The following is a 24,416-nucleotide window of genomic DNA, read 5'->3' on the forward strand; positions in this document are numbered from 1 at the left end:
CAACCAACTCCCTCCTTGGACGGATCTTGATGAAGCGATTCCTGACGCTCGCCGCCGCCGCGGTGCCCTTGACGGCCGCCCTGGTCTACGCTCCGAACGCCCTGGCCACGGCGGGCGCCTCGGCGCCCTCCCTCACCTGCGCCGGTCCCGTGGTGAAGGCTCCGGCCGGAACCAGGGTCGAGAGCGTGACCGCTGTCGCCCACGCGGCGGGCACCGTGAACGTGCCCCCGGTGTTCCCGCTGGACGGCTACCCGGTTCCCGACGTCCCGGCCTTCTGCGACGTGACGGTCACCCTGACCCACGCGGGCCAGGGCGACCACGCCAAGACGCAGGTCTGGTTGCCGCTGCAGCACTGGAACGGCCGCCTGCAGACCGTCGGTGGCAGCGCCTACGCCGCCGGGGACTACGGCGGCGGCCTGGCCGCCGCGGTCAAGGGCGGCTACGCCGCGGCCACCACCGACGCCGGGGTGCGCACCTACGTGGACACCAGCTGGGCGCTGACCAGCAGCGGCAAGGTCAACCGGACGCTGCTGACGAACTTCGCCTCCCGGTCCGAGCACGAGACGGCCGTGGTCGCCAAGGAGGTCATCTCCGGCTTCTACGACCGGCCCGCGTCCTACGCGTACTTCAACGGTTGTTCCACCGGCGGCCGCCAGGGCTATGCCGAGGCCCAGAACTACCCCACCGACTACAACGGCATCCTCGCCGACGCGCCCGCCGTCAACTGGCCCCGGTTCGAGGTCGCCACGTTGTGGCCGCAGGTGGTGATGAACCAGGAGAAGACCTACCCCACCGCCTGCGAGTTCGACGCCTTCACCAACGCCGCGATCAAGGCCTGCGACGGGCTCGACGGCGCCGAGGACGGACTGATCGGCAACCCCGACGCGTGCCACTTCGACCCGCGCCGGCTGGTCGGCACCACCATCGAGTGCAACGGCAAGCAGGTGACCATCACGGCGGCCGACGCGGCGGTGGTCCGCAAGATCTGGGACGGCCCGCGGACCGCCTCGGGCCGGAAGCTGTGGCCCGGCGTGCCGGTCGGCGCCGACCTGACCGGCCTGGCGGGCACCAAGACCGACGCGACGACCGGCAAGACAGTGGGCTTCCCGTTCCCGGTCCCGGCCGAGTGGGTGGCCTCGTGGGTGGAGAAGAAGCCCACCTTCGACGTCTCGACCATCACCTACAGTCAGTTCACCAAGCTGTTCCAGCAGTCCGAGGCCGAGTACGACACGGTGATCGGCACCGACAACCCGAACCTCACAGCCTTCCGCAACGCCGGAGGCAAGCTCCTCACCTGGCACGGACTGGCCGACCAGTACATCCCCACGGACGGCACGGTGCAGTACCGCGAGCAGGTCGAGCGGCAGATGGGCGGCGCCAAGAAGGTCAACGACTTCTACCGTCTCTTCCTGGCGCCCGGCGCCTCCCACTGCCTCCTCGGTGGTGGCCACGACCTCGCGGCGCTGACCGACTGGGTCGAGCACGGCAAGGCTCCGCAGACGCTGTCCGCGACCGTGACGAACACTGCGGGCCGGACGGTCGGCCGGAACCTGTGCGCGTTCCCCGAGGTCCTGCGCTACAAGGGTCACGGCGACCTTGCCGACGCCTCCAGCTTCCGCTGCGGCCCGGCGTCCCGGCACTGACTCGGCCCCCGGCCACCTGCGGCCCGCACCCTGCCAGGGTGCGGGCCGTACGGCTTCGGCGGTGCGCGCGGCAGCGGTGGTCCCGGACGTCCGTACGCGGTCACATTCAGTCAATCGACTGATCCCCCGAGCGGGTGTGTGGCCGAAGCTGGTGGGGTCGCCACGTGGCGGTGGTCGTCGTCGTGCTCGGAGGACCCGCTGTGACCCGAACTCCCGTCGTGTTCATCCATGGCGCGTGGCTGCACGCGCTGTCCTGGGAGTGCTGGGAAGACTCCTTCGCGGGCCGGGGCTTCCTCACCTGCGCGCCGGGGTGGCCCGGCGAGGCGGCCACGGCACGCGAGGCACGCGCTCGCTCCGCCCCCGGGCCCGACATCGGCCTGGAGGCGCTCACGACGTACTTCGCGGAGGTCGTGCGCTCCTTCGAGGTGCCCCCGGTCATCATCGGGCACTCGGTCGGCGGGCTGGTCGCCCAGCACCTGGTCGGTGTCGAACTGGGACAGGCGGCCGTCGCCATCGCCCCCGTGCCCATCAACTCGATCGCGCTGGAGGAGGGTTACCAGCTCGTCGGTGGCGGCCCGGTCGATGCCCCCGTCCTGCTCTCCGCCGAGCGCTTCCGCGAGGACTTCGCTAACGCCGTCAGCGCGGAGGAGTCGGACCGGCTCTACGAGAGGTACGTGGTTCCCACGCCGGGCCGCCTGCTCAGGGATCTCGGCTGTGGTGGCGGTCCGAGGCATCCGGGCGTGCGGGTGGACACCGGCAACATGACGCGCGGGCCACTGCTGCTGGTGTCGGGTCAGGAGGATTTCCTGGTGCCCGACCGGGTCACGCGCGCCGTCTACAAGGAGTACGGCGACTCCAGGGCGCTGACGGAGCTCAAGCAGTTCGCCGACCGCGGTCACTCCCTGGTGGTCGACAGCGGTTGGCAGTTCATCGCCCGTTACGTGCTCGGCTGGCTCGACGAGCGGGGGATCCGCCCCACCGACCTGAGGCGGTGAGCGCCCCCGAAGTCACCACGTCGACCGCGTCCCACACGTGTTCGAACAGGACGAGGAGATCCGAGGTGGTGGTCTTCGTGCAGGGCCCCTTGAAGAGCAGCAACCCGATTCTCTCGCGTGCCGCGCTCATGCGAGAGGGCGGTCTGAAGACCGTCGCGGCCGGCGACCTGACGGTTCGGGCGGCCCTTGGAACGGACCGGGACGGTGGCGCCCGGGAGCCGCTGCCGCATCGACCCGGCCCGGGCCTTCCCCCGCTCGTGACGGGCGACCTGCTGACCCTCGACGCCGTGGTTCGCCGGGCCGCGGCGACCCTGGCGGTCGCTGTGGTCGCGGCGGGGCTGACGTGGGCGTTCCGGCCTGCGGACATCCGTGTCGGGTACGTGGCAGCGGGCTGCCCCGGGCTCGTGGCGGCGCTCCTCACGGTCGTCCAACGCCGTCGCGGTACCCCGTCGGCTGCGTTGGCGTTCGCCTTCGCGTCGGCCGAGGGGGCGTTCCTGGGCCTGCTCTCGGGCGCCGCGTCGCTGCAGACGTCGTCGGGCGCCGCCGTCCAGACCGTCCTCGGCACCATGACCGGCTCGGTCGGCGTGCTGATCGCCTACCGGGCACGCGTCGTACGGATGAGCCGGAGATTCAGGGGCTACGCGGCGGCGGGCGCCCTCGGAGCCGTCCTGCTCGCGAGCACGGACCGGCTCGTCGCCCTCCTGCTGGGCCCCGGCAGCCTGGGCCTCGTGAGCGAGGAGAGTTGGATCATCGGCGCCCTCTGCGGCCTGGCAGGCCTCCTCCTGGCCACACCGGCCATGTCCGTCCACATCCAACGGATCGAGGAGGTGATCGCCGAGGGCGCACCGGCCCGCCTGGCGTGGACGGCCGCCTTCGGCCTGACCCTGACGCTGGTGTGGCTGTACGTGGAGGCTCTGCGCGTCTCCACCCTGGTCGGCGACGAGGAGCTCTGGCTGTAGCGGTCTCCGCGCCCTCCGGGCGGAGGGGACGTGGTTCTGCCCCGCACGCGGCCGGCACGGAGCCGGAACCACGGGCGGGGCAGAACCAGGACGGGGGCGCCCGTCAGAAGTGGTCCACGTCCACAACGGCCTGGGCGAAGGCGGTGGGCGCCTCCTGGGGCAGGTTGTGGCCGATGCCCGCGAGCGTCCGGTGCTCGTACGCCCCGGTGAACTTGGCACGGTAGGCGGCGCCGTCGCCCGGAGGGGTGAACGGGTCCAGGGCCGCGTCGAGGGTGATGGTGGGCACGCCGATGGTCGGGGCCTTGGCCAGCAGGTCCTCGTACCGGTCGTAGCGGTGCTGGCCCTCCTCGATGCTGAGCCGCCAGCGGTAGTTGTGGATCACGATCGCGGCGTAGTCGGGGTTGTCGAAGGCAGCCTCGGTACGCTCGAAAGTGGCGTCGTCGAAATTCCAGCTGGGGGAGACGAGTTGCCAGACGAGGCGGGTCAGATCGTGGCGCAGGTCCTTGCTCTCCATGGCCAGCTTGCCGCGCTCGGTGGCGAAGTAGTACTGGTACCACCAGGTGTGCTCGGCGGCCGGCGCGATCGGTTCCAGCTGCGCCTTGCGGTTGGTGATGAGGTAGCCGCTCACCGACACGAGGGCCTTGACCCGCTCAGGCCACAGCGCCGCGAGGATGTCGCCGGTCCGTGACCCCCAGTCGAAGCCGGCCACCACGGCCCGGTCGATCCGCAGGGCGTCCAGCAGGGCGATGATGTCCAGCGCGATGGCGGACTGCTGGCCGTTGCGGAAGGTCCGCGGCGACAGGAAGCACGTGGTGCCGTGGCCGCGCAGGTAGGGGACGATCACGCGGTAGCCGAGGTCGGCCAGGAGCGGGGCCACGTCGACGTAGCTGTGGATGTCGTACGGCCAGCCGTGCAGGCACAGCACGACCGGGCCGTGGGCCGGGCCCATCTCGGCGTATCCGACGTTCAGCAGTCCGGCGTCGACCTGCTTGAGGGAGGGGAAGGAGGTGTGGGTGCCCGAGGCGATGGTCGGCACGACCGGAGCCGTGCCGGAGCGGTGCGGCGTCGGCGCCGACGTGGCGCCGGCGACGCCCTGCAGGCCGGCCAGCGAGACGGCGGCCGCCCCCGCGCCGAGCCCCAGCGTCTTGGTGAAGGTACGCCTGTCGATCATGTGAAGCCTTCCGTGGGATGGGGGTTCCCCTGAGCGGGGCAGACCGACCGCCAGGTCGCTGCCCCGGTCGGTGCACCTCACTCTTCCGTTCGCGCGGAGCCCGCCACATCAGTCACGTGACGGTCGTGGCGTGTCGGACGACTCCGCGATGACTGATCCACGCCGGTCGTCAACTGACTCATGGCCCGCTCCGGCGTGTGAGGAAGAGTCAGGCGGACGAAGTCGCTCGTGGAGAAGGGGGAGCCGTCCGTGAACGGCGAACAGTCCGGCTTCCGGGACTACGGAACGACGCCCCGGGACGTGCCCGCGCTCACGCTGGTCGTCAAGCGGGTGCTCGGTGCGCACGCGTGGCAGCCCGTCCGGGCGCGGTTCGGGTTCGACCCGGCCGCTCCCATGCTCGTGTGCCTCACGCTGGCCGCGCCCCGGGGACCGAGCGTGACCTGGCGCGTCGGTCGGGAGTTGCTGTACCGAGGCCTCTTCGAGGAGAGCGGCGAAGGCGACGTGCAGGTCTGGCCCAGCCTGGGGCAGGAGAGTGAGATCGCCTTCCTGCTGCTGGACTCGGGGGAGTCAAGCGCAGTCCTGGAGCTGCCGGTGCCGGAGCTGGTGGACTGGCTCGAGGGCACCTACGCGCTCGTGCCGGCGGAGGCGGAGGCCGAGGCGGTCGACTGGGAGGGCACCATCGCCGCGCTGCTCGACCCCGCGCGTCGGCGGGCGCAGGACTGACAGGGGTCGCGCCCGGGGCAGGGACGTTGCACATTGCTCCGTCACTGGTCAGAATGGTGATGTGATTCATGCCTTTCCGTGCGGAACGCTGCCTCTCGACTTCGTCGGCACCCTGCGTGCGCGGCGCAACGAGGCGCCGATCGAAAAGCTGGCCGTTCCCGGGCAGCTCGGCGCGTGGTTCGTCGAGGCGGGCATGCTCGACGCCGCACCGGCTGCGGACGAGACCGACGTCGCCATCGCTGTCGAGCTGCGGGAGTCGATCTACTCGTTGGTCGCCGCGCGCCTGGACGGGCAACCGATGCCGCCCCGGGCGATCGCCGAGGTGAACAGGCACGCGGCGGGCCTGCCCGTCACCCTGCGCCTGCACGGCGAGGGCGCGTCCAGGACCGGCACCGTGGCCCAGGGGCTGACCGCGCTCGCGCGCGAGGCCGTCGACATGCTCGGCGGCGACGACGCGGCCCTGCTCCGCGAGTGCGCCCGCCCGGAGTGCACCCAGGTGTACCTCGACCGCTCGCGCGGCCACCGGCGCGAGTGGTGCGCCATGAAGACCTGCGGCAATCGCGTCAAGGCCGCCAGCTACCGCGCCCGCCAGCACAGCGGGGACGGGAAGGGCTGAGCGCCCTTCTCCGTCCCCTCGGCGGAGCTCGGTATGGACCCCCCGGTGTGATCAGCGGCGCAGCAGGTCCGCCGCACGCTCCGCGATCGCGTAGACGGTCGCGTTGGTGTTGCCGGACGGGATCGCCGGTATGACCGAGGCGTCCGCGACGCGCAGGCCGTCGATCCCTCGGACACGCAGCTCGGAGTCGACGACCGCCGTCTCGCTCTCACCCATGGCGCAGGTCCCGACGGGGTGGCAGTAGGAGGTCCGGTGACGGCGGACGAAGTCCCCGAGTGCGTCGTCGTCCACGACGCCCGGCCCGGGGGACACCTCCGCTCCCCTCCACGCGGCGAGCGCGGGGGAGCGGGCGATCTCGCGCGCTGCGGCGATGCCGGACAGCACGGCCCGCACGTCCTCCTCGGCGGTGAAGTACCCGGGGTCCAGCACCGGGGGCGTGGTGGGGTCGCTCGAGGTGATGCGCAGGGTGCCGCGACTGACCGGACGCATCGGCGAGACGCCGATGGTGAAGCCGCGCGCCACCGTGGCGGCCGGGTTCGGCACCGGGATGTCGATGAAGATGATCTGCAGGTCCGGCCCGGTGAGTTCCGGCGCGCTCCGCAGCAGGCCGAGGATCTCGCCGTGGTTGTTGCGGGCGGGTGGCACGGGGACCTGCGTCTCGTGGACGAGGTTGACGCGCGGGTGGTCGTGGAGGTTGCGTCCCACTCCCGGGAGGTCGTGCACGACGTCCACGTCGGCGGGACGAAGCTCGTCCGCCGGGCCGACGCCGGAGCGCAGCAGCAGCTGGGCCGAGCCGATGGTGCCTGCGGTGAGCACCACCTCCCGCGTGGCGGTCGCGGTGTGCGTCCGGCCGTCCGCGAGGTAGCGAACTCCGGTGCAGCGGCCGTCCTTCAGGATGAGCCGGTCGGCCAGGGCGTCCGTGACGACTGTGAGACCCGGCCGGTCCAGCGCCGGGAGGAGGTAGGCGTCCGCCGCGCTCTGCCGACGCCCGGCCACGATGTTGAGATCGACGGGGGCGAAGCCCTCCTCCAGCCCGCCGCTGATGTCGTGGGCCCGGCGGTGGCCGGACTGGACCGCGGCGGCGAGGCAGGCGAGCAGCACGGCGTTGGGGCGGGCGGCCGGGGCCACGGTCAGTGGCCCGTTGGTGCCACGGCCTGGGGCGCAGCCGAGCGCGGTCTCGCTGCGTTGGAAGTACGGCAGCAGGTCGTCGAAGGACCAGCCCTTGGCGCCAAGATCCGCCCAACTGTCGTAGCTGGTGCGGTGGCCACGGGCGAAGACCATCGCGTTGACGGCTGAGGACCCGCCGAGCCCGCGTCCGCGCGGCAGCGCGACGGGGCTGCCGTCCGGCCCCTGGGGAACCGTCATGTCGCCCCAGTTCGCCGGCGTGGCACCGAGGGTGGGCCAGGCCGGCGGCTCCGCCACGGCGCTCGGCAGCGCGCTGGTCGAAGGGCCCGCCTCCAGGAGGAGGACCCGGAGGTCCGGGTCCTGGGTCAGGCGTGCGGCGAGGACGCAGCCGGCGGTGCCGCCGCCCACCAGGATGATGTCGTAGTCGGGTCGAGCCTTCACGGAGTTCCCTCCTCGGTGCGGCGCCGTCGGTCGGGTCGCAGAAGTGGCCCGCCCGGGCCGTCGGCGCCTCACGGCGGCCCGGGCGGAGACGTGCGCGGCTGCGTCAGCCGGTGACGGCCGTGGCGATGATGGTGACCGGGATGTTGCCGCGGGTGGCCTTGGAGTAGGGGCAGAGCTGGTGGGCGGCGTTGGCGAGCTCGGTCGCGGTCGGCTGGTCGACTCCGCCGAGGTCGAGGGTGAGGACGGCGCTGAGCCCGAACTCGTCGTCGTCGCCGTGGGTCAGGGTGGCCTCGACGGTGATGGCGGTGCTGGTCAGGTGGAGCTTGCGCTGGGCGGCGGCGCGGCGGACCGCCCCGAGGAAGCAGGCGCCCCAGCCCGCCGCGAACAACTGCTCGGGGTTGGTGGCGCCGCCGGCGCCGCCCAGCTCCTTCGGGATGGCGAGCGAGGTGGTCAGGTGCCCGTCGCTGGCGGCGATCTGACCGCCGTTGCGGCCCTCTCCCGTCACCGTGACCACACCGGTGTAGCTGACTGCCATGGTCTGTCTCCTTGCGTAGGTCGAACGGTTATCCGATGAGGCGCTCCGCCGTCACCGGTTCAACTGGTTCAGCGGGTCGCCCTGGCGGCTTCCTCGATCACCTCGGCTACGAGGCCCGGGCGGGAGACGGCGACCGAGTGCGAGGCCGCGACCTCCGTGATGTGCGCGTGGGCGCGCCGGGCCATGTAGAGCTGGACGGCCTGCGGGATGTTCAGGTCCTCCGTCGTCACGACGTCCCAACTCGGCTTCTGCATCCAGGCGGCGACGGTGGCCGGCTCCTGCAGGGCGCTCTGGGCGATCGGGCGCTGTGTGGCCGCCATCAGGGCGGCCTGACGCGCCGGGACGTCGGCGGCGAACTGGTGGCGGAAGGCGTTCAGCCGGATGTACAGGTCCGTCGTGCGGGCGCCGCCGGGGAGGGAGTAGGTGACCGGGTCCAGAGCGCCTCCCAGCGTGGATCCGGGGAACTTGCCGGTCAGCCCGAGCGCCGTCTCCCCGGGGGCCGGGAGGAAGGCGGCCACGTACACCAGGGCCTTGACCTGCGGTTCGTTGGCCCCGGCCTCGCTGATGACGGAGCCTCCGTAGGAGTGGCCCACGAGGATCTTCGGTCCCGGGATGTGGTCGATCACGCTGCGCAGCACGGCCGCGTCGGCGGCCGGGCCCCGGAGCGGGTCGGCGGGCGCGACGACCGGGTAGCCGTCGGCCTCCAGCCGCTTGATCACGGCGTCCCAACTGGACGCGTCGGCGAACGCGCCGTGCTCCAGGATGATCGTCGGCTTGGCGCCGGCGTTCGCGTTCGCGCTGACGGGGACGGGCGACGGTGCGCTCGCGCTCGCCGTTCCGCCGACCACCGCCGTGGCCACCGTGAGGGTCGCCGCCGCCCACACCACCGCGGTCGTCAGCCGGCGGTTGCGGTTGCGCTTGTCTGTCGTCATGGGGAAGTCCTCTCGTGGATACGTGTTTCGGGGTTTCGGTGCGTCGACACAGCCCGTCTATCGGGCGAGGAAGGCCAGCAGGGCCTGGTTCACCTCGTCCGCGTGGGTCCACAGCAGCCCGTGCGGGCCACCTTCGATCTCCATGTACTCCGCGGTCGGCAGGGCCTTGTGGAACGGGCGGGCGGTGGCCTCGACGGGCAGGATCCGGTCGGCCGTCCCGTGCAGGATGAGCGCCGGAACGTCGACCCTGGGGATGTCGGCGCGGAAGTCGGTGCCCCAGGTCAGCGGCGCGGCCGCCGCGGCGTGCGCGCCGCCGCTCGCGGCGACGTTCCAGCTGTTGCGCAGGGCCTCCACCGAGATCCGGCTGCCGAGGTTGTCGTCCAGGTTGTAGAAGTCCTTGAAGAACGCCGTGTAGTACGCGTAGCGGTCGGCCGCTGCGGCGTTGCTGACCTGCTGGAAGAACGCGGCGGGGGCGGCGCCGCCGGGGTTGTCCGGCCCCTGGAGGAGCCACGGCTCCAGGGACGCCAGGAAGGCGACCTTCGCGAGCCGACCGGTGCCGTAGGTCCCCGCGTAGCGGGCGACCTCGCCGGTGCCCATGGAGAACCCGACGAGGACCGCGTCGTGCAGGTCCAGTGCGGTCAGTACCTGGTGCAGGTCGGCGGCGAAGGTGTCGTAGTCGTACCCGACGGTGGGCCGGTCGGAGCGGCCGAAGCCGCGGCGGTCATAGGTGATCACGCGGTAGCCGCCGCCCAGGAGGGCGGCGGACTGCTTCTCCCACGAGTCCCCGTTGAGCGGGAACCCGTGGATGAGCACCACGGGCTGCCCGGCCCCGTGGTCCTCGTAGTACAGGCTGATGTCGGCGGAGTTCTCCCGGCCGACGGCGATGAAGGGCATGACGGTGTTCCTTTCTTGCTGATGCGAAACGGAGGTGAGGGGAACGCACACGTGCGGAGACCGAGGTGTCGGGCTGCGGGTCAGCCGCGGTAGGTCTCCAGCAGCCGGAGCCAGACCTCGCTGATCGTGGGGAACGCCGGGACGGCATGCCACAGTCGGTCGACGGGGACCTCGCCGGTCACCGCCACGGTGGCCGAGTGCAGCAGCTCCGCGACGCCCGGGCCGGCGAAGGTGGCGCCGACCACCGTGCGGCGGTGCGGATCGATCAGGATGCGCGCCCGGCCCTGGTAGTCGGGGCGGTGCTGGAGCGCGCCCACCACCTGTCCGATGTCGTAGTCGACGACGTCCACGCGGCGACCCAGCCGCCGGGCCTCTGCGGCCGTGAGGCCGACGGTCGCGATCTCCGGATCGGTGAAGACCACCTGGGGGAGGGCCTCGGTGTCGGCGGTGGGGCTGTGACGACCCCAACGGGCGCTGTCGAGCGGCTGGTCGAGGGCGCGTGCGGCGACGACGGCACCGGCGACGCGGGCCTGGTACTTGCCCTGGTGGGTCAGGAGGGCGCGGTGGTTGACGTCGCCGACCGCGTAGAGCCAGCCGCCGGGAACGCCGCAGACGTTGAAGCTCTCGTCTGTCGTGAGCCAGTCCCCGGGGCTCAGGCCGACGCTCTCCAGGCCGAGGTCCTCGGTGCCGGCTGCGCGGCCGGTGGCGAAGAGGAGTTCGTCGGCGGTCAGTGTGCTGCCGTCGTCGAGTGAGATCGCGACCTCTCCGCCCGGGCCCTTCGGACGCTCCGCGCCAAGGACGTTCACCCCGAACCGGAGCTCCACACCGGCCTCGCGGAGCCGCTGGGCGACGAGCTCCCCGGCGAACGGCTCCATCCGGGACAGCAGGGCCGACCCCCGGGCGATGACGGTCACCCGGGCTCCGAGGGCCTGGTAGGCGGTGGCCATCTCGACGGCGACGACTCCGGCGCCGACGACGGCGAGCCGCCCGGGGACGAGCTGTGCGCTGGTCGCCTCCCGACTGGTCCATGCCTGCAGCGAGTCGAGCTCGGGCAGAGGAGGAAGGGCGGCGCGCGATCCGGTGCACACGGCCACGGCGTGGCGGGCCCGTAGGCGCAGGACCCTGCCGTCGAGCGTGGTGACGGACACCTGCCTTGTTCCGTCCAGGCGGCCGTGACCGCGGACGAGTTCGATGCCGGCGGACTCCAGCCACCGGACCTGGCCCTCGTCGCTCCAGCCGGCCACCATCCGGTTCCGGTGGGCCAACACGGCAGCCACGTCCAGGGGTTCTTTGCCCGCCGCCGGGAACACCCCCGGCACGGCCACCGCGTCGGCGCGCAGCAGCACGGGCCGCAGCAGGGCCTTGCTCGGGTCGCAGGCCCAGTACGAGCAGGCGCCGCCGACGAGTTCGCTCTCGACGACGATGGTGCTCAGGCCCGCCGAGGTGGTCCGATCGGCCACGTTCTCGCCGACGGGGCCGGCACCGATCACGATCACGTCGACGGTGCGTGTCTCTTGGGATGCCACGAATTCTCCCGGAGATGTCAGGGATTCCCGGCCGTTGCGGTCGACCGCGTCGCCGGTTCCCCCTCACCCTCCGCCGTGAGCGTGCGCGGGGAGATCAGTCACATGACGGTCAAACCTGACAGCGCGTGTGACTGAGTCACGACTGTGCCCGGCCGGTGCGGTGTACGTGTGCGCGCCGACGACGGCGTGCGCCACCTGGCGGACGAATGCCCCGTGCCGTCACCTACGCCACGTATGGTTCGAGTGTCCGGGGAGGGAGAACTGGTGTCTGGAGCGTCGTTCGGGGTCGTGTTGCGTGACCTGCGGCAGCGGGCCGGGTGGACGATCGAGGAGCTCGCCGAGGCATCCGGGGTCAGTGTCCGGGCCATCGGTGACATGGAGCGAGGGCACAGCCGCGTTCCGCGCCGACGCACCGTGGCGGCGCTGGCCGACGGGCTGGGCCTGGCCGACGCGGAGCGGGAGGCGCTGGTGGAGGCCGCGGTCGCGGGCCGACCGAAGGCCCTGACGGAGGCGCTGGGCGCGACGGCCGCGACCGCCGTCCCGCCGAGGTCGGTGCGGGACTTCACCGGGCGCGTGCCGGAGTTGGCCCGGCTTCGCGAGGCCGCCCGGAGGGCGGGCACGGGCGCGGGGACGTGCGCGATGGTGGTCTCGGGACCTCCCGGGTGCGGGAAGACGACGCTGGCGCTGAGGGCGGCGGCGGACCTGGGAGCGGAGTTTCCTGACGGATGCCTCTTGGTGGACCTGCACGGGGTGGACGGTCCCGTGGACCCCGGCGAGGCGCAGTTGCGGCTGTTGAAGGCACTCGGGGTGTCGGACGGGCGGCTGGCGGCGGAGGACACGCCCGGCCGCGCGGGCCTGCTGCGAGCGCTCCTGGCCGAGCGCCGCTGCCTGGTGGTACTGGACAACGCCCGCGACGAGGCGCAGGTGCGTGCGTTGCTGCCCGCAAGCGGGTCCAGTCTGGTGCTGGTGACCAGCCGCCGCCCGCTGACCGGCCTGGAGGACGTCGATCGGCTGGCACTGGCGGAGATGACGCAGCCGGAGGCGGTCGAGCTGCTGCGCGCGATCATCGGCGCGGAGCGTGCGGACGCGGAGGCCGAGGCGGTCGCGCAGGTGGCGCAGCTGTGCGGATGCCTGCCGTTGGCGCTGCGGGTGGCGGCGAACTGGCTGACGGTGCGTTCGGGGTGGAGTGTCGACCACCTCGTGCGGCGCCTGGCGGACGAGGAACGCCGCCTGGGCGCTCTCACCGCCGGGGACGTACGGGTGGAGGCGGCGTTCGAACTGTCCTACCGGCAGCTGACCGCTCAGGCGGCCCGGATGATGCGCCTGCTCAGCCTGGCGCCCGGCCCCGATTTCACCTCGCCCTACGGCGCCGCGCTCACCGGCACCGACCTGTTCGAGGCCGAGGACGTGCTGGAGGAACTGCTGGAGGCCGGGCTGCTCCGGGCCACCTTCGCCGGCCGTTACCAACTCCACGATCTGCTGCGGCTCTTCGCGCGCCAGCACCTGGCCGGCGAGGAGAGCCGCGGCGAGCGGGAGGCGGCCGAGGGCCGGCTGCGCAGCTGGCTGCTGGACACCGCCGTTGCCGCCGGGCGCTGGTTCACGCCCGACGTCACCGCTCCGCCCCCGCCCGGGCACGGCCTGGTCCGCCTGGAGACCGCCGAGCAGGCGCGTGCCTGGCTGGAGAGCGAAACCCCGGCCTGGTACGCCGCGCTGCGGAACTCAGCAGCCCGGGGCGAACACCGCCGAGTGGTGGAAACCGCGGGGACGCTGTTCTCCTTCGGCGACCTCTGCCCCTGCTGGGGACAGTGGACGGAGGTCTTCCGCCTGTCCAGCGAGGCCGCCACCGCGCTCGCCGACCCCCGTCTGCGGGCCGTCCACCTCAACCACCACGCCTGGGCGCTGGGCAACGAGCACCGGTTCCGGGAGGCCGTCGAGCGGACCGAGGAGGCGTTGGCGCTCGCCCGTCGCGCCGGGGACATCTGCGAGCAGGCGAGGGCCCTGGTGCTGGCCGGATGGCCGCACAAGCAGCTCGGCCAGATGCAGGAGCGCTACGACAAGGTCAGCGCCGCCGTCGACCTGTTCGAAGCCGCCGGTGACCATGTGGGCTGGCTCAACGCCGTGCAGTCCTTCCGGGCCTGCCTGCGCGATGCCGGCCGCACCGAGGAGGCGCTGGGTCTGTACGAGCGTACGGTCGCCTTCCTGGACGCCCCCGACTGCCCCGTCAGCGGGTACAACGCCGACTACATCCGTGCCCGGGCCATCTGCGGACTCGGTCGCGACGTCGCCGCGGCTGGGCGCTGGCGGGAGGCGGCCGACCACTCACGCGGCGGACTGCTCCTGATGCGGCAGCTGGGTTTCGCCGGCGGGGAGGCCGAAGCGCTGATCGACCTGGGGCGGGCCCTGATCGAACTGGGAGAGACGGCGGAGGCCCGCTCCTGCTTCCGCGAGGCCCTCGCTGTCGGCGATGCGGCGGACAGCAGGAGCCTGGGGGTGGCGCAGCGCATTCTCGACTCACTCCCTGCCGAGTGAACTACCGCGGGCGCAGGTGGCGACTGACGTTGCCGACGAGGTTGATGACGACTCGCCGCTCCACGAACCGCCAGCAGCCGGCCCGCCGTTCGAAACGGTCGTGGTAGCGGCCGCCGGCGATGGGCTGAAGTGGCAGGTCGGGTAGCGACTGCAGGACCGTGACGTACGAACGGGCGACAGCCCGGTCGTTCTGCTCGTCGACCTCGACAGCCACGTTGGTGACGACATGCTGCGTGCGCGGGGTGCCGTCGGCGTAGACGATCAACGTGTCCTGGAACATCTCGGTGATCGCGTCGGCGCCGCTGACGGGCTCGCTGCTGCCCACGAAGGTGGCGTCGGCGAGGAGGTCGCCGAGTCCGACGAAATCGCCGTCGTCCACGAGTTCGGCGTAACGGGCGATCAGGTTCCCGACGGCGCGGTGGCTCGGCGTCGCGTCGTCGGGGGCGTTGGTGGATTCGGACATGTTCTCCTCCGGGTTCGCGGCGTGCTGGTGGGCCTCGACAAGTATGGCCCGTAGGGCAGTGGCACACGTATGACGGAGCAGGATCCTGCGACCGGCCTCCTTGCCTTGCTCTCTGTCGCGTAACCTGTCAGAGTGGTTACGTGCTTCGAATCTCCAGCTCGAAGTGGGATTTGCAGCATGCGGCAGCACCGCATGACGGCGGAGTTCAGTCCCCGTCAGCGGTCAACTGACGGAGGCGATCCGTCGCCGCCGCGACCAGAGTCAGTGCTGCCGGCAAAACCCGGCGCGCCGCCCAGCGACCTTGTGCCCACACACCTGGAGTTCCCATGACCGTCGTCGACTTCCATCTCGTCTCCTCGCTGAGCCCCGCCGGCGTACTGGAGGTGCTCACCGACTTCAGCCCGGCCCGAACGCAGGCCTGGCCCAGCATCGACACCGAACACTTCGAGGTCCACGGCCGGGGCGAGAACTGGGCCGAGGTGACCGAGGGCACCAGCGCTGCCTGGGAGCGGGCGCGCTACGACTGGGAACCCGAGGGGAACGAGGTCGTCATCACCACCCTCGAATCCAAGCTGTTCGGCCCCGGCGGCGGTTGGGTGTTCCGGATGACCCCGCAGGCCGACGGCACCCGCGTCGACGTGCGGTTGACCAGAACGCCGAGCTCCCTGAAGGGCAAGCTTCTGGCGTCGCTGCTCCCCGTTGTCGGCCCGTCGTCCCTGCGCAAGTCGTTCGCCGGCCCGCTCCAGGCCCGATGACGTCGGAACGTCGTCGGCGCCAGCAGCTACCTCACACCCACGGGAGACGACCATGACCCGCACCCGCGTGACCTTCGACAGCGCCGGCATCGAGATCGCCGCTCACCTCTACCTCCCGGACGGCCGGGCCTCGGGCCCGCACCCCACCCTCGTGGTCGGTCACCCCGGCGCCGGTGTCAAGGAGCAGGCATCCGGCCTGTACGCCCGGCAGTTGGCGGACCGCGGCTACGTCACCCTGGCGTTCGACGCCGCCTACCAGGGGGAGTCCGGCGGGTCGCCCCGCGGCCTGGAGGATCCGAGTCAACGGGTGGAGGACTTCAAGGCCGCCGTCTCGTACCTCAACACCCTCGACTACGTCGACGATGACCGCATCGGACTGCTCGGCATCTGCGCCTCCGGCGGGTACGCCCTGAGCGCGGCGGGCGGTGACCACCGCGTGAAGGCCGTCGCCACCGTGTCCGGGGTCGACGTGGCCCGCCAGTTCCGCCTCGGTGCCGACGGGACACAGGACCCGGCGGTCTTCCAGAGCCTGCTCGACGCGGCTGCCCGCGCCCGCACCTCCGCGGCCCGAGGCGAGGACCCGGGAGCCCTGCCGATCTTCCCTGCGACCGCCGAGGAGGCGGCCGCACTCGGGGGAGCGCATGCCGTGGAGGGGTTCGAGTACTACTGCACCGCGCGAGGGCGGCACGAGCGCTCCGCCGCGACGTTCGCCTGGTCGAGCATCGACAAGCTGGCCTTCTTCGACGCCTTCCACGCGGTTCCGCTGATCGGCCCGCGACCTGTGCTTCAGATCGTCGGCACGCGTGCCGTCACCGCTTGGATGGCCCTCGACGTCCACCAGAGGGCGACTGGCCCCAAGGAACTGCACTGGATCGAGGCCGCCTCCCACGTCGACCTCTATGACCAGCAGGAGTACGTCGACCAGGCGGTCGACAGGCTGGCCGAGTTTTTCGGCAAGAACCTGTAGCCGGGCCATGGCGACACGAACAGCCGTCGGGCCGGGGGCGACCCCTCCCAATGCCCCGAGGTGGACGTGGGCGTGGGTATCGCTGGACCCGGTCGTCCGTTCCACGATGCTCTCGCAGGCCTCGACGCGTGGGGAGTTGGACGGCTACGCCGACCTCACGTGGCTCGCCGCCGGACACCTTCCGGCGGCGTCCCCGTGTGCATTCCGTGCATGAGCTCAATCCTTGACCACGCCGGGGTGCTGGGCGGCGACTTGGTCGAGGGCCCGCCGTCCGCTTTCGGGGTCCTGGATGGAGGCGGCGGTGACGATGACTGCGAGCAGGAGGCCGAGGGTGTCGGTCACCAGGCGGCGCTTGCGGCCCTTGATCTTCTTGGCCGCGTCGATGCCCTGGTCGGCCTCGGCGACGTTGCTCGAGGTCTTCACGCTCTGGGCGTCGAGGACGGCGGCGGCCTCCCACTTCGCGTAGTAGTCGTAGACCGTCTTGTAGGGCGGGAGGTCGTGCGGCAGGTACTCCCACGGGATGCCGGTGCGGTTCACGTAAAGGATCGCGTTCACGATCTCGCGCAGGTCGTGAACGCGAGCGGAGACACCCGGGCCACTGCGAGCCGCCCGCCAGGCCGTGAACGCGGGCTCCATCAGGGCCCAGCGGGCATCGGACACATCGCTGCGAACGGGCGCCGAGAGCTCACGAGACGTGCAACGAGCCATCCTCGCCGCAGTCACCCAAACCGCCCAATACCTAGATCAGTTGCCCTCTTAACGTCCTCTGAGGGGCGCCTGCTCACGAGTCCCAGGGATACTCCGGCGGCCAGCGGTAGCCGAGCTTCTCCGCGGCCGTCTGCGAACCGCCCCAAACCTGCGCCGTAGCACGGGGATCTTCGGCAGTCAGCCGGGCTTCGAGTTGGTCTGCCTGGCCGGCCGGGTCGTCCGCGGAGATCGGCAGCCTGATCCCGAACTGGAGCCAGTGGTCCTCGCGCTCGTCACAATCGCGGGGATGGCGCAGCACGACGTCGATCCAGTCGGGTTCGTTCCAACTGTCCCAGATCGCTTCGAGCTCGCAGTCCCACGCGGCCAGCCCGCTGCCGTCTGCCGTCAGCTTCGCTTCGAGCAGGTCGGCGACCACGGTGCCGGGCCACTGCCACCTGCGGTCCGCTTCGGCCCGGGCGACCTCGGCGTCGTACTGGGCGGCGGAGAACCGGCAGTCGGCCAGGCTGAAATCCTTGTCCATCGGATTGCGCCAGCCTGTCCAGAGCACGTGCTCCATCTCGCGCCTGATCGTCACGTGGACGGCGCCGCAGCACTCCTCCACGCATCCGGTCTTGGCGATGCGGACCTCGCGAGGGGTGGCCGTTGCCCGCAGTAGCGTGGCCGAACCCAGCAGGTGCCTTGGGCTGAGGCTCCGGTAGGGGGAGTCGGCGAACAGGTCCCGTCCGCCGACGATCGGGCGGACCTCCAGCCCGACCTCGGCGGCTGGCGGGCAGATGATGCGCAGTTCCAGAACGTCCACGGTTTCGGCCACCGACCGATGATGGTCGACCGGGCCGCCGCTGTCACCCGAATTGCCGCGGCCTGCGAATGAAGGGCTGGTGCGTGACCCGTGTCGGCGTGGTGGTGGACTTCACGTCGAAGATCAGAACCCCGGCCAGGAACTCGTGGGCACGCCGCCGATGCGGAGCTCCAGACCCCGGCCGACTCCTCGGGCTGACGCAGGGCCTACTCGGGGGAGGCGTTCCGGGGCGTTCGGCGAGAGGGACAGCTGTGTCGTTCCGTTGCAGTTCATCAATATCGCGGACACGGACCCTGTGGGTGCCGAATATTGCGTCCATGCAGGTCAAAGTGCTCTTGTGCTCCGGACTGCGCACGTGCGAGTTGAACGCTTTCCGTGGCTGCTCCCAACCAGCGGAGAGCAGTTCGCCTGCTTCTGCTCGAGATTCGAATTGCTTTCTTATGTGCCATTGTTGACAAGATATCTGTTTTATGACCAGCCTTCGGGGAGTGAAGGCTCGCCGACGTCGGCCAGCTCGGTGGCATCATCAATAAGTACCTACGTGCTGCTTGATCTGCGCGGATGAGGATATTGGCAGGCCCAGTCGACCGACGCCCACGGCCATCGCCACGACCACCACGGCCACCAGCCCGGTCACGGTGACCATGACGAGTGACGCGCACGATCTGCGGATGCCCGGCTCGGCCGATGCGCAGATCAGTGACCGGACGGAGGAGCCCGTGATGTCACGCCAACCTCTCGGGAACCCGTTGCCGCCGGGTTCCGTCCCAGAGGCATGCGAAGACTGGCGTGCGTAGGAAGCGTCGTAGCGGCGGCGGCGATGGTGGGCACGTTGATGACCGCGGCCCCGGCCCATGCGTCCTGTGCCGCTCCGGCAGCCGCCTCGGCAAGCCAGTTCACCGGGCAGGTGCTCTCCACAAGCCGCTCCGGGCGGGACGCCCAAGTGCGCACCCTCGCGGGCACCGTGGTGGAGGTGATCGGCACCCCGGCAGACGATGGGCAATTCACGAGTGTGGACCGTGCCTACCAGGTCGGTACGTGGTACGTCTTCGACCCGGACAACGCCTCCAGTCCCTTCCGCGACAACCTCTGCACCGCCACCCACGCCCTCCCAGCAGGTTGGACCCCGCCCGGTCGGACAGCGCCCGGGGGCGCGGCCCGCCAGACTGCGACACTGACCCAGCCGTCCGGCGGTTCCGCGACCTGGCCCTGGGCGGCCGCCGGTGCGGCAGCGGTACTCGTCCTGCTGGGAGCGTTTCGGTGGGTCCGCACCTCGCGCCGCCGAAGCTGACCCCGAGCGCCTGCGCGCGAGGTGGCCAGTTCCTCCGGGGAGGTGTCCTCGCGAAGACCCCCGGTCGCGGCGACGTCGGCGACCAGGTCTCGGAAGAGGTCGACGAGCTGCTGCTCGGCCCGGTCCATGGGTTCGCCGCGGTGGACCAGGGTGGAGATCTCACCGCCGTGCCGCGCGCGGTGGTGGCAGATCAGCGCATACGCGCCCAGAACCGATTCCAGGCGTTCAGCCGGAGTCCCGGCCTGGTCGCGCAGCAGCGCGAGTTGCGCGAGGTGTTCCTCGACGTGGCGCTGGTGGCGGGCGATCAGGATCGACTCGACGTCGGGGAAGTACTTGTACAGCGTCGCCCGGCCGATGCCCGCCTGCTCCGCGATCTGGGACATCTTCACGGCCGCGATCCCGTGCTCGACCGCGAGAGCGGCGGTGGTCTCCATGATTGCGTCGCGCACCGCGTGGGGGTGCGCTTCGACCGTCTCGTTCCACAGCTTCGGCACGACAGAGACAAAGTGTATCGATAAAGCTTGAGGGGTCGATCAGGATGAGGAAGTGAGGCTCCCGTGTCCGACGTGTCATCCGCCCATGCCGCCACCACCGCGTCGGGACCGCAGTCGTTGGACGCGCTGTATGTCGCTCCGCCGCCGTGGGACATCGGCCGCCCGCAGCCCGCTCTACTCGACCTCGCCGAGAGCGGTGTGCTGCGCGGCCGGGTGCTCGACGCAGGCTGCGGGACGGGCGAACACGCGCTGATGGCCGCCGCGCTAGGCCTGAATGCGACCGGTGTCGACCTCGCCGTGGCAGCCCTGGCCGGCGCCGAACGCAAGGCTCGGCAGCGCGGCCTGACCGCCCGCTTTCTGCGCTACGACGCGCTCGACCTGGCCGCACTCGGTGAGGAGTTCGACACCGTGCTCGACTCCCTGGTCTTCCACGGGTTCGACGGCGCGGACCGCGCCCGCTACGTCGAAGGCCTGCGCGCCGCGACCGTGTCTGGAGGCCGCTGCTTCCTGCTGTCGTTCCGCGACGAACCGCCGAACCGCTCTGCACGAGTGCACGCGGTCACGCCCGAGGAGCTTCGCGCCGCCTTCGCCGAAGGACGGCGGATCGACGCCATCGACCCGGTGAGGGTGGACAGCTCCCTGCCAGACCTGGCCAGCGGGATCCGAGGTTGGCGCACCTCCCTGACCCGAATTTGACGCACGTCCCCGCATCGATAAACCCTGCGACAGGAGCGGTCATGCCGACCGCCGAAGCCCATCTGGTGACCGCCCGCGCGAGCCGCTACCTCGTCCAACTCTGCCGCCATCTTGGCCAGATGACCCGCCTGAGCCACCGGCCGCGCGGCGGTCACGGCGGGGGCCGGACGCCGCCCGCCGTGCAGCACGTCGACTGGACAGACACCCACGGCACCGTCCGCTTCGCCGACGGGCAGTGGACCTTGGAGGCCACCACCGATCAGCTCACCCTGCGCGTGGAAGCCGGCGACGAGGAAGCCTTGCAGCGGCTCCAGGACGGAATTGCCGCGCGCATCGAGAAGATCGGCCGACGCGACGGCCTCCAGGTCCACCGGCAGCGACCCGAGACCGGCGATCTGCCGCCGACCGAACCCGCCGACGGGACGAGCCCCACTCCCGGGAAGGGGACTGCGCCACGCCGCACGCGTGGCACCACCCTCGGCCTGATAGCAGGCGGGGCAGTGATCGTCGCCGTTCATCTCGGGATCGGAGGCGCGGCACTCGCCGGTGCGGCGTGGACCGGTTGGGCCGCCAACGCCGTCCTGGTCCTGATCCTGATGAAACTCCTCTTCATGGGCGGCCACCTGTTCCTCGGGCGCGCAGCGCTCCGACGCGGAATCAGGCTCCGGCACGGGCGGAAGCAGAGAGCGCGGTCCGGTGCCGATGCCGCGGGCTGAACGGTCGCACGCCCGCGAGGCGCGCACAGGCAAGGCAGGCGAGTGGGCGGCTCAGGGCTGAGGGTTCCGGGCGGTCACCAGCCAAGCGGCAGCGGCGAGTTGCACGCCGTCCGTACCACTCTGGTGCGGGGCGAGGGCGGCGATGAGTGCCTCCCTGGCCGCTGCCACGTCCTGTGCTGTGGCCCGGGAGAGCAGGAAGCGGCCGGGGCCGGAGCTCATCAGGAAGTCGGCCGCGTCCGTTGCGTCGTCCCCGAAACGCATCGGTGCCTCGACCAGTTCGGCGTTGACCTGCTCGTAGCCCGCCTGCGCCAGGACACGGCGGAAGGTCTCCGGGTCGGCGAGCGAGAACATGCCCGGTTGTCCGACGGTGAAGTCCGGCACCGGCAGGTGCGGCCGGGTCGCGGCGAGCGCCTGGACCCACTCGACGCGGGACGGGTCCGCCATCGTCAGGACGGCCAGCCGCCCACCGGGCCGCAGCGCGGCGCGGATGTTGACGAACGCTGCTACCGGGTCGGCGAAGAACATGATCCCGAAGCGGCTGATCGCCACGTCGAACGAGCCCGGCGGCAGCGGGTGGGTCTGGGCGTCGCCGCGTTCGAACGTGAGCCGTGTCAGTCCCTCCGCGGCGGCTCGCTCCCGCGCGCGGGCCAGCTCGGGTGCGGAAAGGTCCAGTCCCAGCACCTGCCCCGCGGCCACGGCGCGGGCCGCGAGTCGAGAGGTCTGGCCGGCCCCGCAGCCGACGTCGAGCACCCTCAGTCCCGGGGTGAGGGCGGCCGCTCGCAGCAGCGGCTCGTTGAAGCCGGCGTTGACGGCGTTCCAGCGGTCGTCGTGCTCGGCCCAGTGCTCGCCCTCGTAGCCGTTCCAGGCCGCTTCCTGCTCGGTGTTGACGACAGCGACGGAACCCATGTGAGCCTCCTTCGTCAAGTATGGGCAAGCGCCCATACTTCAATGTATGGGCAGATGCCCATACCCACAAGGGTGGGTGCTTTGCGCTTAGGATCGGGGCCATGTCACCACGGGGAGTCGCCATCACCGGAGTGCGCGAGCTCTTGTTCGACGCCGCCGAGCGCGTGCTCGCGCGCGAGGGGCCGGCGGGGCTGACCAGTAGGGCGATCACCGAGGAGGCCGGGCGCGCCAAGGGCCTGCTGCATCTCCACTTCGCCGACCTCGACGACTTCGTCGCGCAGCTGGTCCTGCACCGTTTCGCCGCGATCGCCGCTCGGGTCGCCGATCTGCCCGCGGCCGCGGGCACCCGCACGCCGGCCGCGAACCTGGGCGACGCCGGGCGAGCCCTCCTTGGCGCGCCCGGCCCGGCGATCGCCGCCGCGGCCATGACCCGCACGGGCGCCGCACAGCGCGTCGCCGACGCCTGGGCGCACGGCGCCCCGGGCCTCGGCACGATCCAGTCCTCGATCGCCGACTACCTGCGGGCCGAGCAGGGGCTGGGCCGCATCACGGCAGATCGGGACTGCGAGGCACTGGCCCTCGCCTTCGTCGGCACCGCCCACCATCTCCTGCTCACCACCGGGCCGGGCGGCCCGGATCCGTACGGGCAACTGGAGCGCGTCGTTTCGACGTTGATCTGAACCAAGCCTTCACCTGCGCTGCGCTGAGCAGCAAGATGGCCGCGTCGTCCACCGGGCCAACGCGACGTCGACATCCAGACGCAGTTGCACGGCCTGCTCCCGAGCGCGCTGCCATTGCCGATCCGAGCAACTGTGCGCCTACCGAGAATGTCATCCGCCCAGGTCAGAGGCTGCTTGGGGTTGCGGCAAAATGATCACTCGTTTCATCATGGAGCGATGGGTGCAGACCTGCCGCCACGAACTCCTTGACCGGACCCTTATCTGGAACGAAAGCCACCTACGCCGTGCACTTCGCGAGTTCGAGCAACATCACAACGCCCACCGGCCCCACCAAGCCATGAACCAAGCGGCACCACTACGCCCGGTGCCTGAACCGCTCAACGTAGGGCAGATCACCCACCTGGACACACGCCGGAGAGACCGCCTCGGCGGGTTGTGTCCTTTGAGGTGGTGTACGGGTTCTGCCTGATCCGGGGGTTTGCTTCGGCGTCGGAGTGAGTCCTGGGATAGAAGAACGGCCACCGGCTGATCCTTCAAGACGACCAAGTCACGAAGGAGTTCAGCACGATGACCGCATCTGACAGTGTGCCTCTGCATGCCCTCACCGAGGAGAACATCGCGTCGGCGAGTCCGGATCTGCTGCGCGCGATGGTGAAGACGTTCGCGGACGCGTTGATGTCCGCGGAGGCCGACGCGGTCTGCAATGCGGAGTACGGGCAGGTCAGCGACGAACGCGTCAACCACCGCAATGGGTATCGCCCGCGCGAGTGGGACACCCGCGCCGGCACGATCGAACTCGCAATTCCGAAGCTGAGGCGGGGCAGCTACTTCCCGTCGTGGCTGCTAGAACGGCGTCGGCGGGCCGAGCAGGCCTTGATCTCGGTGGTTGCCACCGCCTACCTGCTCGGCGTCTCCACCCGCCGGGTCGAGAAGCTCGCCGAGAGCCTGGGCGTCACCCAGCTGTCGAAGTCGCAGGTCTCGGCCATGGCCCGGCACCTGGACGAGCAGGTCGCCGCCTTCCGCAACAGGCCTCTGGACGCCGGCCCGTATGCGTTCGTGTGGGTCGATGCGCTGACCCAGAAGGTCCGCGAGGGCGGCCGGATCATCAACGTCCACGCGCTGATCGCGGTCGGCGTCAACGCGGACGGACACCGGGAGATCCTCGGCATCGACGTGGCCACCGCCGAGGACGGCGCCGGCTGGCTCGCGTTCCTGCGGTCGCTGGTCGCCCGCGGCCTGTCCGGCGTCCAGCTCGTTGTCTCCGATGCCCACTGCGGTCTGGTCAACGCGGTCGGCGCGGTCCTGCCCGGCGCCGCCTGGCAGCGCTGCCGCACCCACTACGCCCGCGCGCTGCTGACGCAGGTGCCCAAGTCCGCCCAGCCCTGGGTCGCCACCCTGCTGCGGACGGTCTTCGAGCAGCCCGACGCCGACGCGGTCCAGTCCCAGATGACACACGTCCTGGACGCGCTGCAGGCCAAGTTCCCCCGCGCGGCCGAGCACCTGGACGCCGCCCGGACGGACCTGCTTGCGTTCACCCCGTTCCCGCGCGAGATCTGGCGGCAGATCTGGTCCAACAACCCGCAGGAGCGACTGAACAAGGAGATCCGCCGCCGCACCGACGTCGTCGGCATCTTCCCCGATCGCCCGGCCGTGATCCGCCTGGTCGGGGCGGTGCTGGCCGAGCAGAACGACGAGTGGACCGAAGCCCGCCGCTACATGGGTCGCGACCTCCTCGCCAAGGCCCGGCTCCACCCGATCGAGTCAGAAACCGACGACTCCCAGCTGCCGACCGAACTCACCGCATAACCTCAAAACTGGATCACCGAGTGGCCACCGCTACACCACTCCCAAG

The 24,416-nt window shown here is 71.1% G+C and carries 22 protein-coding genes and 2 pseudogenes; 13 read left to right on the plus strand and 11 right to left on the minus strand.

All coding sequences use genetic code 11. The features are described from left to right. The first annotated feature begins 29 nt into the window (after positions 1 to 29). The 3 genes from BMY61_RS32115 (at position 30) to BMY61_RS32125 (ending at position 3,597) form a co-directional block, all read left to right on the plus strand. On the plus strand, positions 30 to 1,643 hold the full coding sequence (locus BMY61_RS32115) for a tannase/feruloyl esterase family alpha/beta hydrolase (RefSeq protein ID WP_174514491.1): 1,614 nt from the start codon (positions 30 to 32) through the stop codon (positions 1,641 to 1,643). Positions 1,644 to 1,843: 200 nt separating this feature from the next. Further along, positions 1,844 to 2,638 (plus strand): alpha/beta hydrolase, encoded by a 795-nt coding sequence (locus BMY61_RS32120; protein ID WP_042447019.1) that lies wholly within the window; start codon positions 1,844 to 1,846, stop codon positions 2,636 to 2,638. A 65-nt stretch (positions 2,639 to 2,703) separates the two neighbouring features. Continuing rightward, positions 2,704 to 3,597 (plus strand): Bax inhibitor-1/YccA family membrane protein, encoded by an 894-nt coding sequence (locus tag BMY61_RS32125; protein ID WP_042446637.1) that lies wholly within the window; start codon positions 2,704 to 2,706, stop codon positions 3,595 to 3,597. Positions 3,598 to 3,700: 103 nt separating this feature from the next. Here the strand turns inward: BMY61_RS32125 and BMY61_RS32130 are convergent, their stop codons facing one another. Next, positions 3,701 to 4,768 carry an alpha/beta fold hydrolase gene (locus BMY61_RS32130; protein ID WP_042446634.1) on the minus strand — a complete coding sequence of 356 codons (1,068 nt, stop codon included), beginning with the start codon at positions 4,766 to 4,768 and terminating at the stop codon, positions 3,701 to 3,703. Positions 4,769 to 5,017: 249 nt separating this feature from the next. Here BMY61_RS32130 and BMY61_RS32135 point away from each other — a divergent pair, with 249 nt between their 5' ends. Continuing rightward, the gene (locus BMY61_RS32135) at positions 5,018 to 5,491 is read left to right on the plus strand and encodes an SsgA family sporulation/cell division regulator (RefSeq protein ID WP_236655983.1); all 474 of its coding nucleotides are present in this window, start codon (positions 5,018 to 5,020) and stop codon (positions 5,489 to 5,491) included. 61 nt (positions 5,492 to 5,552) lie between these two features. Next, on the plus strand, positions 5,553 to 6,107 hold the full coding sequence (locus BMY61_RS32140) for a CGNR zinc finger domain-containing protein (RefSeq protein ID WP_042446632.1): 555 nt from the start codon (positions 5,553 to 5,555) through the stop codon (positions 6,105 to 6,107). A gap of 51 nt (positions 6,108 to 6,158) precedes the next feature. Here BMY61_RS32140 and BMY61_RS32145 read toward each other — a convergent pair whose 3' ends face one another. The 5 genes from BMY61_RS32145 to BMY61_RS32165 form a co-directional block, all read right to left on the minus strand. Beyond that, on the minus strand, positions 6,159 to 7,673 hold the full coding sequence (locus tag BMY61_RS32145) for a GMC family oxidoreductase (protein WP_042446629.1): 1,515 nt from the start codon (positions 7,671 to 7,673) through the stop codon (positions 6,159 to 6,161). Between the two features lie 103 nt (positions 7,674 to 7,776). Further along, on the minus strand, positions 7,777 to 8,208 hold the full coding sequence (locus BMY61_RS32150) for an Ohr family peroxiredoxin (RefSeq protein ID WP_042446627.1): 432 nt from the start codon (positions 8,206 to 8,208) through the stop codon (positions 7,777 to 7,779). Positions 8,209 to 8,276: 68 nt separating this feature from the next. Next, positions 8,277 to 9,140, minus strand: a complete 864-nt coding sequence (locus tag BMY61_RS32155) for an alpha/beta fold hydrolase (protein ID WP_042446623.1) — start codon at positions 9,138 to 9,140, stop codon at positions 8,277 to 8,279. A 57-nt stretch (positions 9,141 to 9,197) separates the two neighbouring features. Continuing rightward, positions 9,198 to 10,034: an alpha/beta fold hydrolase gene (locus BMY61_RS32160; protein WP_042446619.1), complete on the minus strand. Its 837-nt coding sequence runs from the start codon at positions 10,032 to 10,034 to the stop codon at positions 9,198 to 9,200. 80 nt (positions 10,035 to 10,114) lie between these two features. Then, a complete protein-coding gene (locus BMY61_RS32165) occupies positions 10,115 to 11,560 on the minus strand; it encodes a dihydrolipoyl dehydrogenase family protein (RefSeq protein ID WP_042446616.1) in 1,446 nt (481 codons plus the stop codon). 264 nt (positions 11,561 to 11,824) lie between these two features. Here BMY61_RS32165 and BMY61_RS32170 point away from each other — a divergent pair, with 264 nt between their 5' ends. Continuing rightward, the gene (locus tag BMY61_RS32170) at positions 11,825 to 14,089 is read left to right on the plus strand and encodes an ATP-binding protein (protein ID WP_042446614.1); all 2,265 of its coding nucleotides are present in this window, start codon (positions 11,825 to 11,827) and stop codon (positions 14,087 to 14,089) included. A gap of 1 nt (position 14,090) precedes the next feature. Here the strand turns inward: BMY61_RS32170 and BMY61_RS32175 are convergent, their stop codons facing one another. After that, complete coding sequence (locus BMY61_RS32175) at positions 14,091 to 14,552, minus strand: nuclear transport factor 2 family protein (protein ID WP_042446613.1); 462 nt, start codon at positions 14,550 to 14,552, stop codon at positions 14,091 to 14,093. Positions 14,553 to 14,878: 326 nt separating this feature from the next. Here BMY61_RS32175 and BMY61_RS32180 point away from each other — a divergent pair, with 326 nt between their 5' ends. Continuing rightward, a complete protein-coding gene (locus BMY61_RS32180; protein ID WP_042446611.1) occupies positions 14,879 to 15,307 on the plus strand; it encodes a hypothetical protein in 429 nt (142 codons plus the stop codon). A gap of 52 nt (positions 15,308 to 15,359) precedes the next feature. After that, entirely contained in the window at positions 15,360 to 16,274 is a 915-nt protein-coding gene (locus BMY61_RS32185) for an alpha/beta hydrolase (RefSeq protein WP_042446609.1), read from the plus strand. A 252-nt stretch (positions 16,275 to 16,526) separates the two neighbouring features. Here BMY61_RS32185 and BMY61_RS32190 read toward each other — a convergent pair. From BMY61_RS32190 to BMY61_RS32200, 3 genes and pseudogenes are all read right to left on the minus strand, one after another. Further along, positions 16,527 to 16,982 (minus strand): annotated as a pseudogene (locus BMY61_RS32190) (transposase); the annotation flags it as partial. Positions 16,983 to 17,055: 73 nt separating this feature from the next. Next, positions 17,056 to 17,793, minus strand: coding sequence for a hypothetical protein (locus BMY61_RS32195; RefSeq protein ID WP_052438628.1), 738 nt, complete (start codon positions 17,791 to 17,793; stop codon positions 17,056 to 17,058). A gap of 1,011 nt (positions 17,794 to 18,804) precedes the next feature. After that, a complete protein-coding gene (locus BMY61_RS32200) occupies positions 18,805 to 19,566 on the minus strand; it encodes a TetR/AcrR family transcriptional regulator (protein WP_063773233.1) in 762 nt (253 codons plus the stop codon). Between the two features lie 63 nt (positions 19,567 to 19,629). Here BMY61_RS32200 and BMY61_RS32205 point away from each other — a divergent pair, with 63 nt between their 5' ends. Both BMY61_RS32205 and BMY61_RS32210 read left to right on the plus strand, forming a co-directional pair. After that, the gene (locus BMY61_RS32205) at positions 19,630 to 20,262 is read left to right on the plus strand and encodes a class I SAM-dependent methyltransferase (RefSeq protein WP_042446605.1); all 633 of its coding nucleotides are present in this window, start codon (positions 19,630 to 19,632) and stop codon (positions 20,260 to 20,262) included. A gap of 41 nt (positions 20,263 to 20,303) precedes the next feature. Then, positions 20,304 to 20,978 (plus strand): DUF2218 domain-containing protein, encoded by a 675-nt coding sequence (locus BMY61_RS32210; protein WP_052438627.1) that lies wholly within the window; start codon positions 20,304 to 20,306, stop codon positions 20,976 to 20,978. A gap of 51 nt (positions 20,979 to 21,029) precedes the next feature. Here BMY61_RS32210 and BMY61_RS32215 read toward each other — a convergent pair whose 3' ends face one another. Then, a complete protein-coding gene (locus tag BMY61_RS32215; protein ID WP_042446602.1) occupies positions 21,030 to 21,884 on the minus strand; it encodes a class I SAM-dependent methyltransferase in 855 nt (284 codons plus the stop codon). A 101-nt stretch (positions 21,885 to 21,985) separates the two neighbouring features. Here BMY61_RS32215 and BMY61_RS32220 point away from each other — a divergent pair, with 101 nt between their 5' ends. The 3 genes and pseudogenes from BMY61_RS32220 to BMY61_RS32230 all read left to right on the plus strand — a co-directional run bounded on the left by BMY61_RS32220 (position 21,986) and on the right by BMY61_RS32230 (position 24,370). Beyond that, a complete protein-coding gene (locus tag BMY61_RS32220; RefSeq protein ID WP_042446600.1) occupies positions 21,986 to 22,564 on the plus strand; it encodes a TetR/AcrR family transcriptional regulator in 579 nt (192 codons plus the stop codon). A gap of 205 nt (positions 22,565 to 22,769) precedes the next feature. Beyond that, positions 22,770 to 23,033: pseudogene (locus tag BMY61_RS32225) on the plus strand (integrase core domain-containing protein); the annotation flags it as partial. A 98-nt stretch (positions 23,034 to 23,131) separates the two neighbouring features. Beyond that, a complete protein-coding gene (locus tag BMY61_RS32230) occupies positions 23,132 to 24,370 on the plus strand; it encodes an IS256 family transposase (RefSeq protein ID WP_042446597.1) in 1,239 nt (412 codons plus the stop codon). Positions 24,371 to 24,416: the final 46 nt, after the last annotated feature.

Source organism: Streptacidiphilus jiangxiensis (assembly GCF_900109465.1).
Taxonomy (GTDB): domain Bacteria; phylum Actinomycetota; class Actinomycetes; order Streptomycetales; family Streptomycetaceae; genus Streptacidiphilus; species Streptacidiphilus jiangxiensis.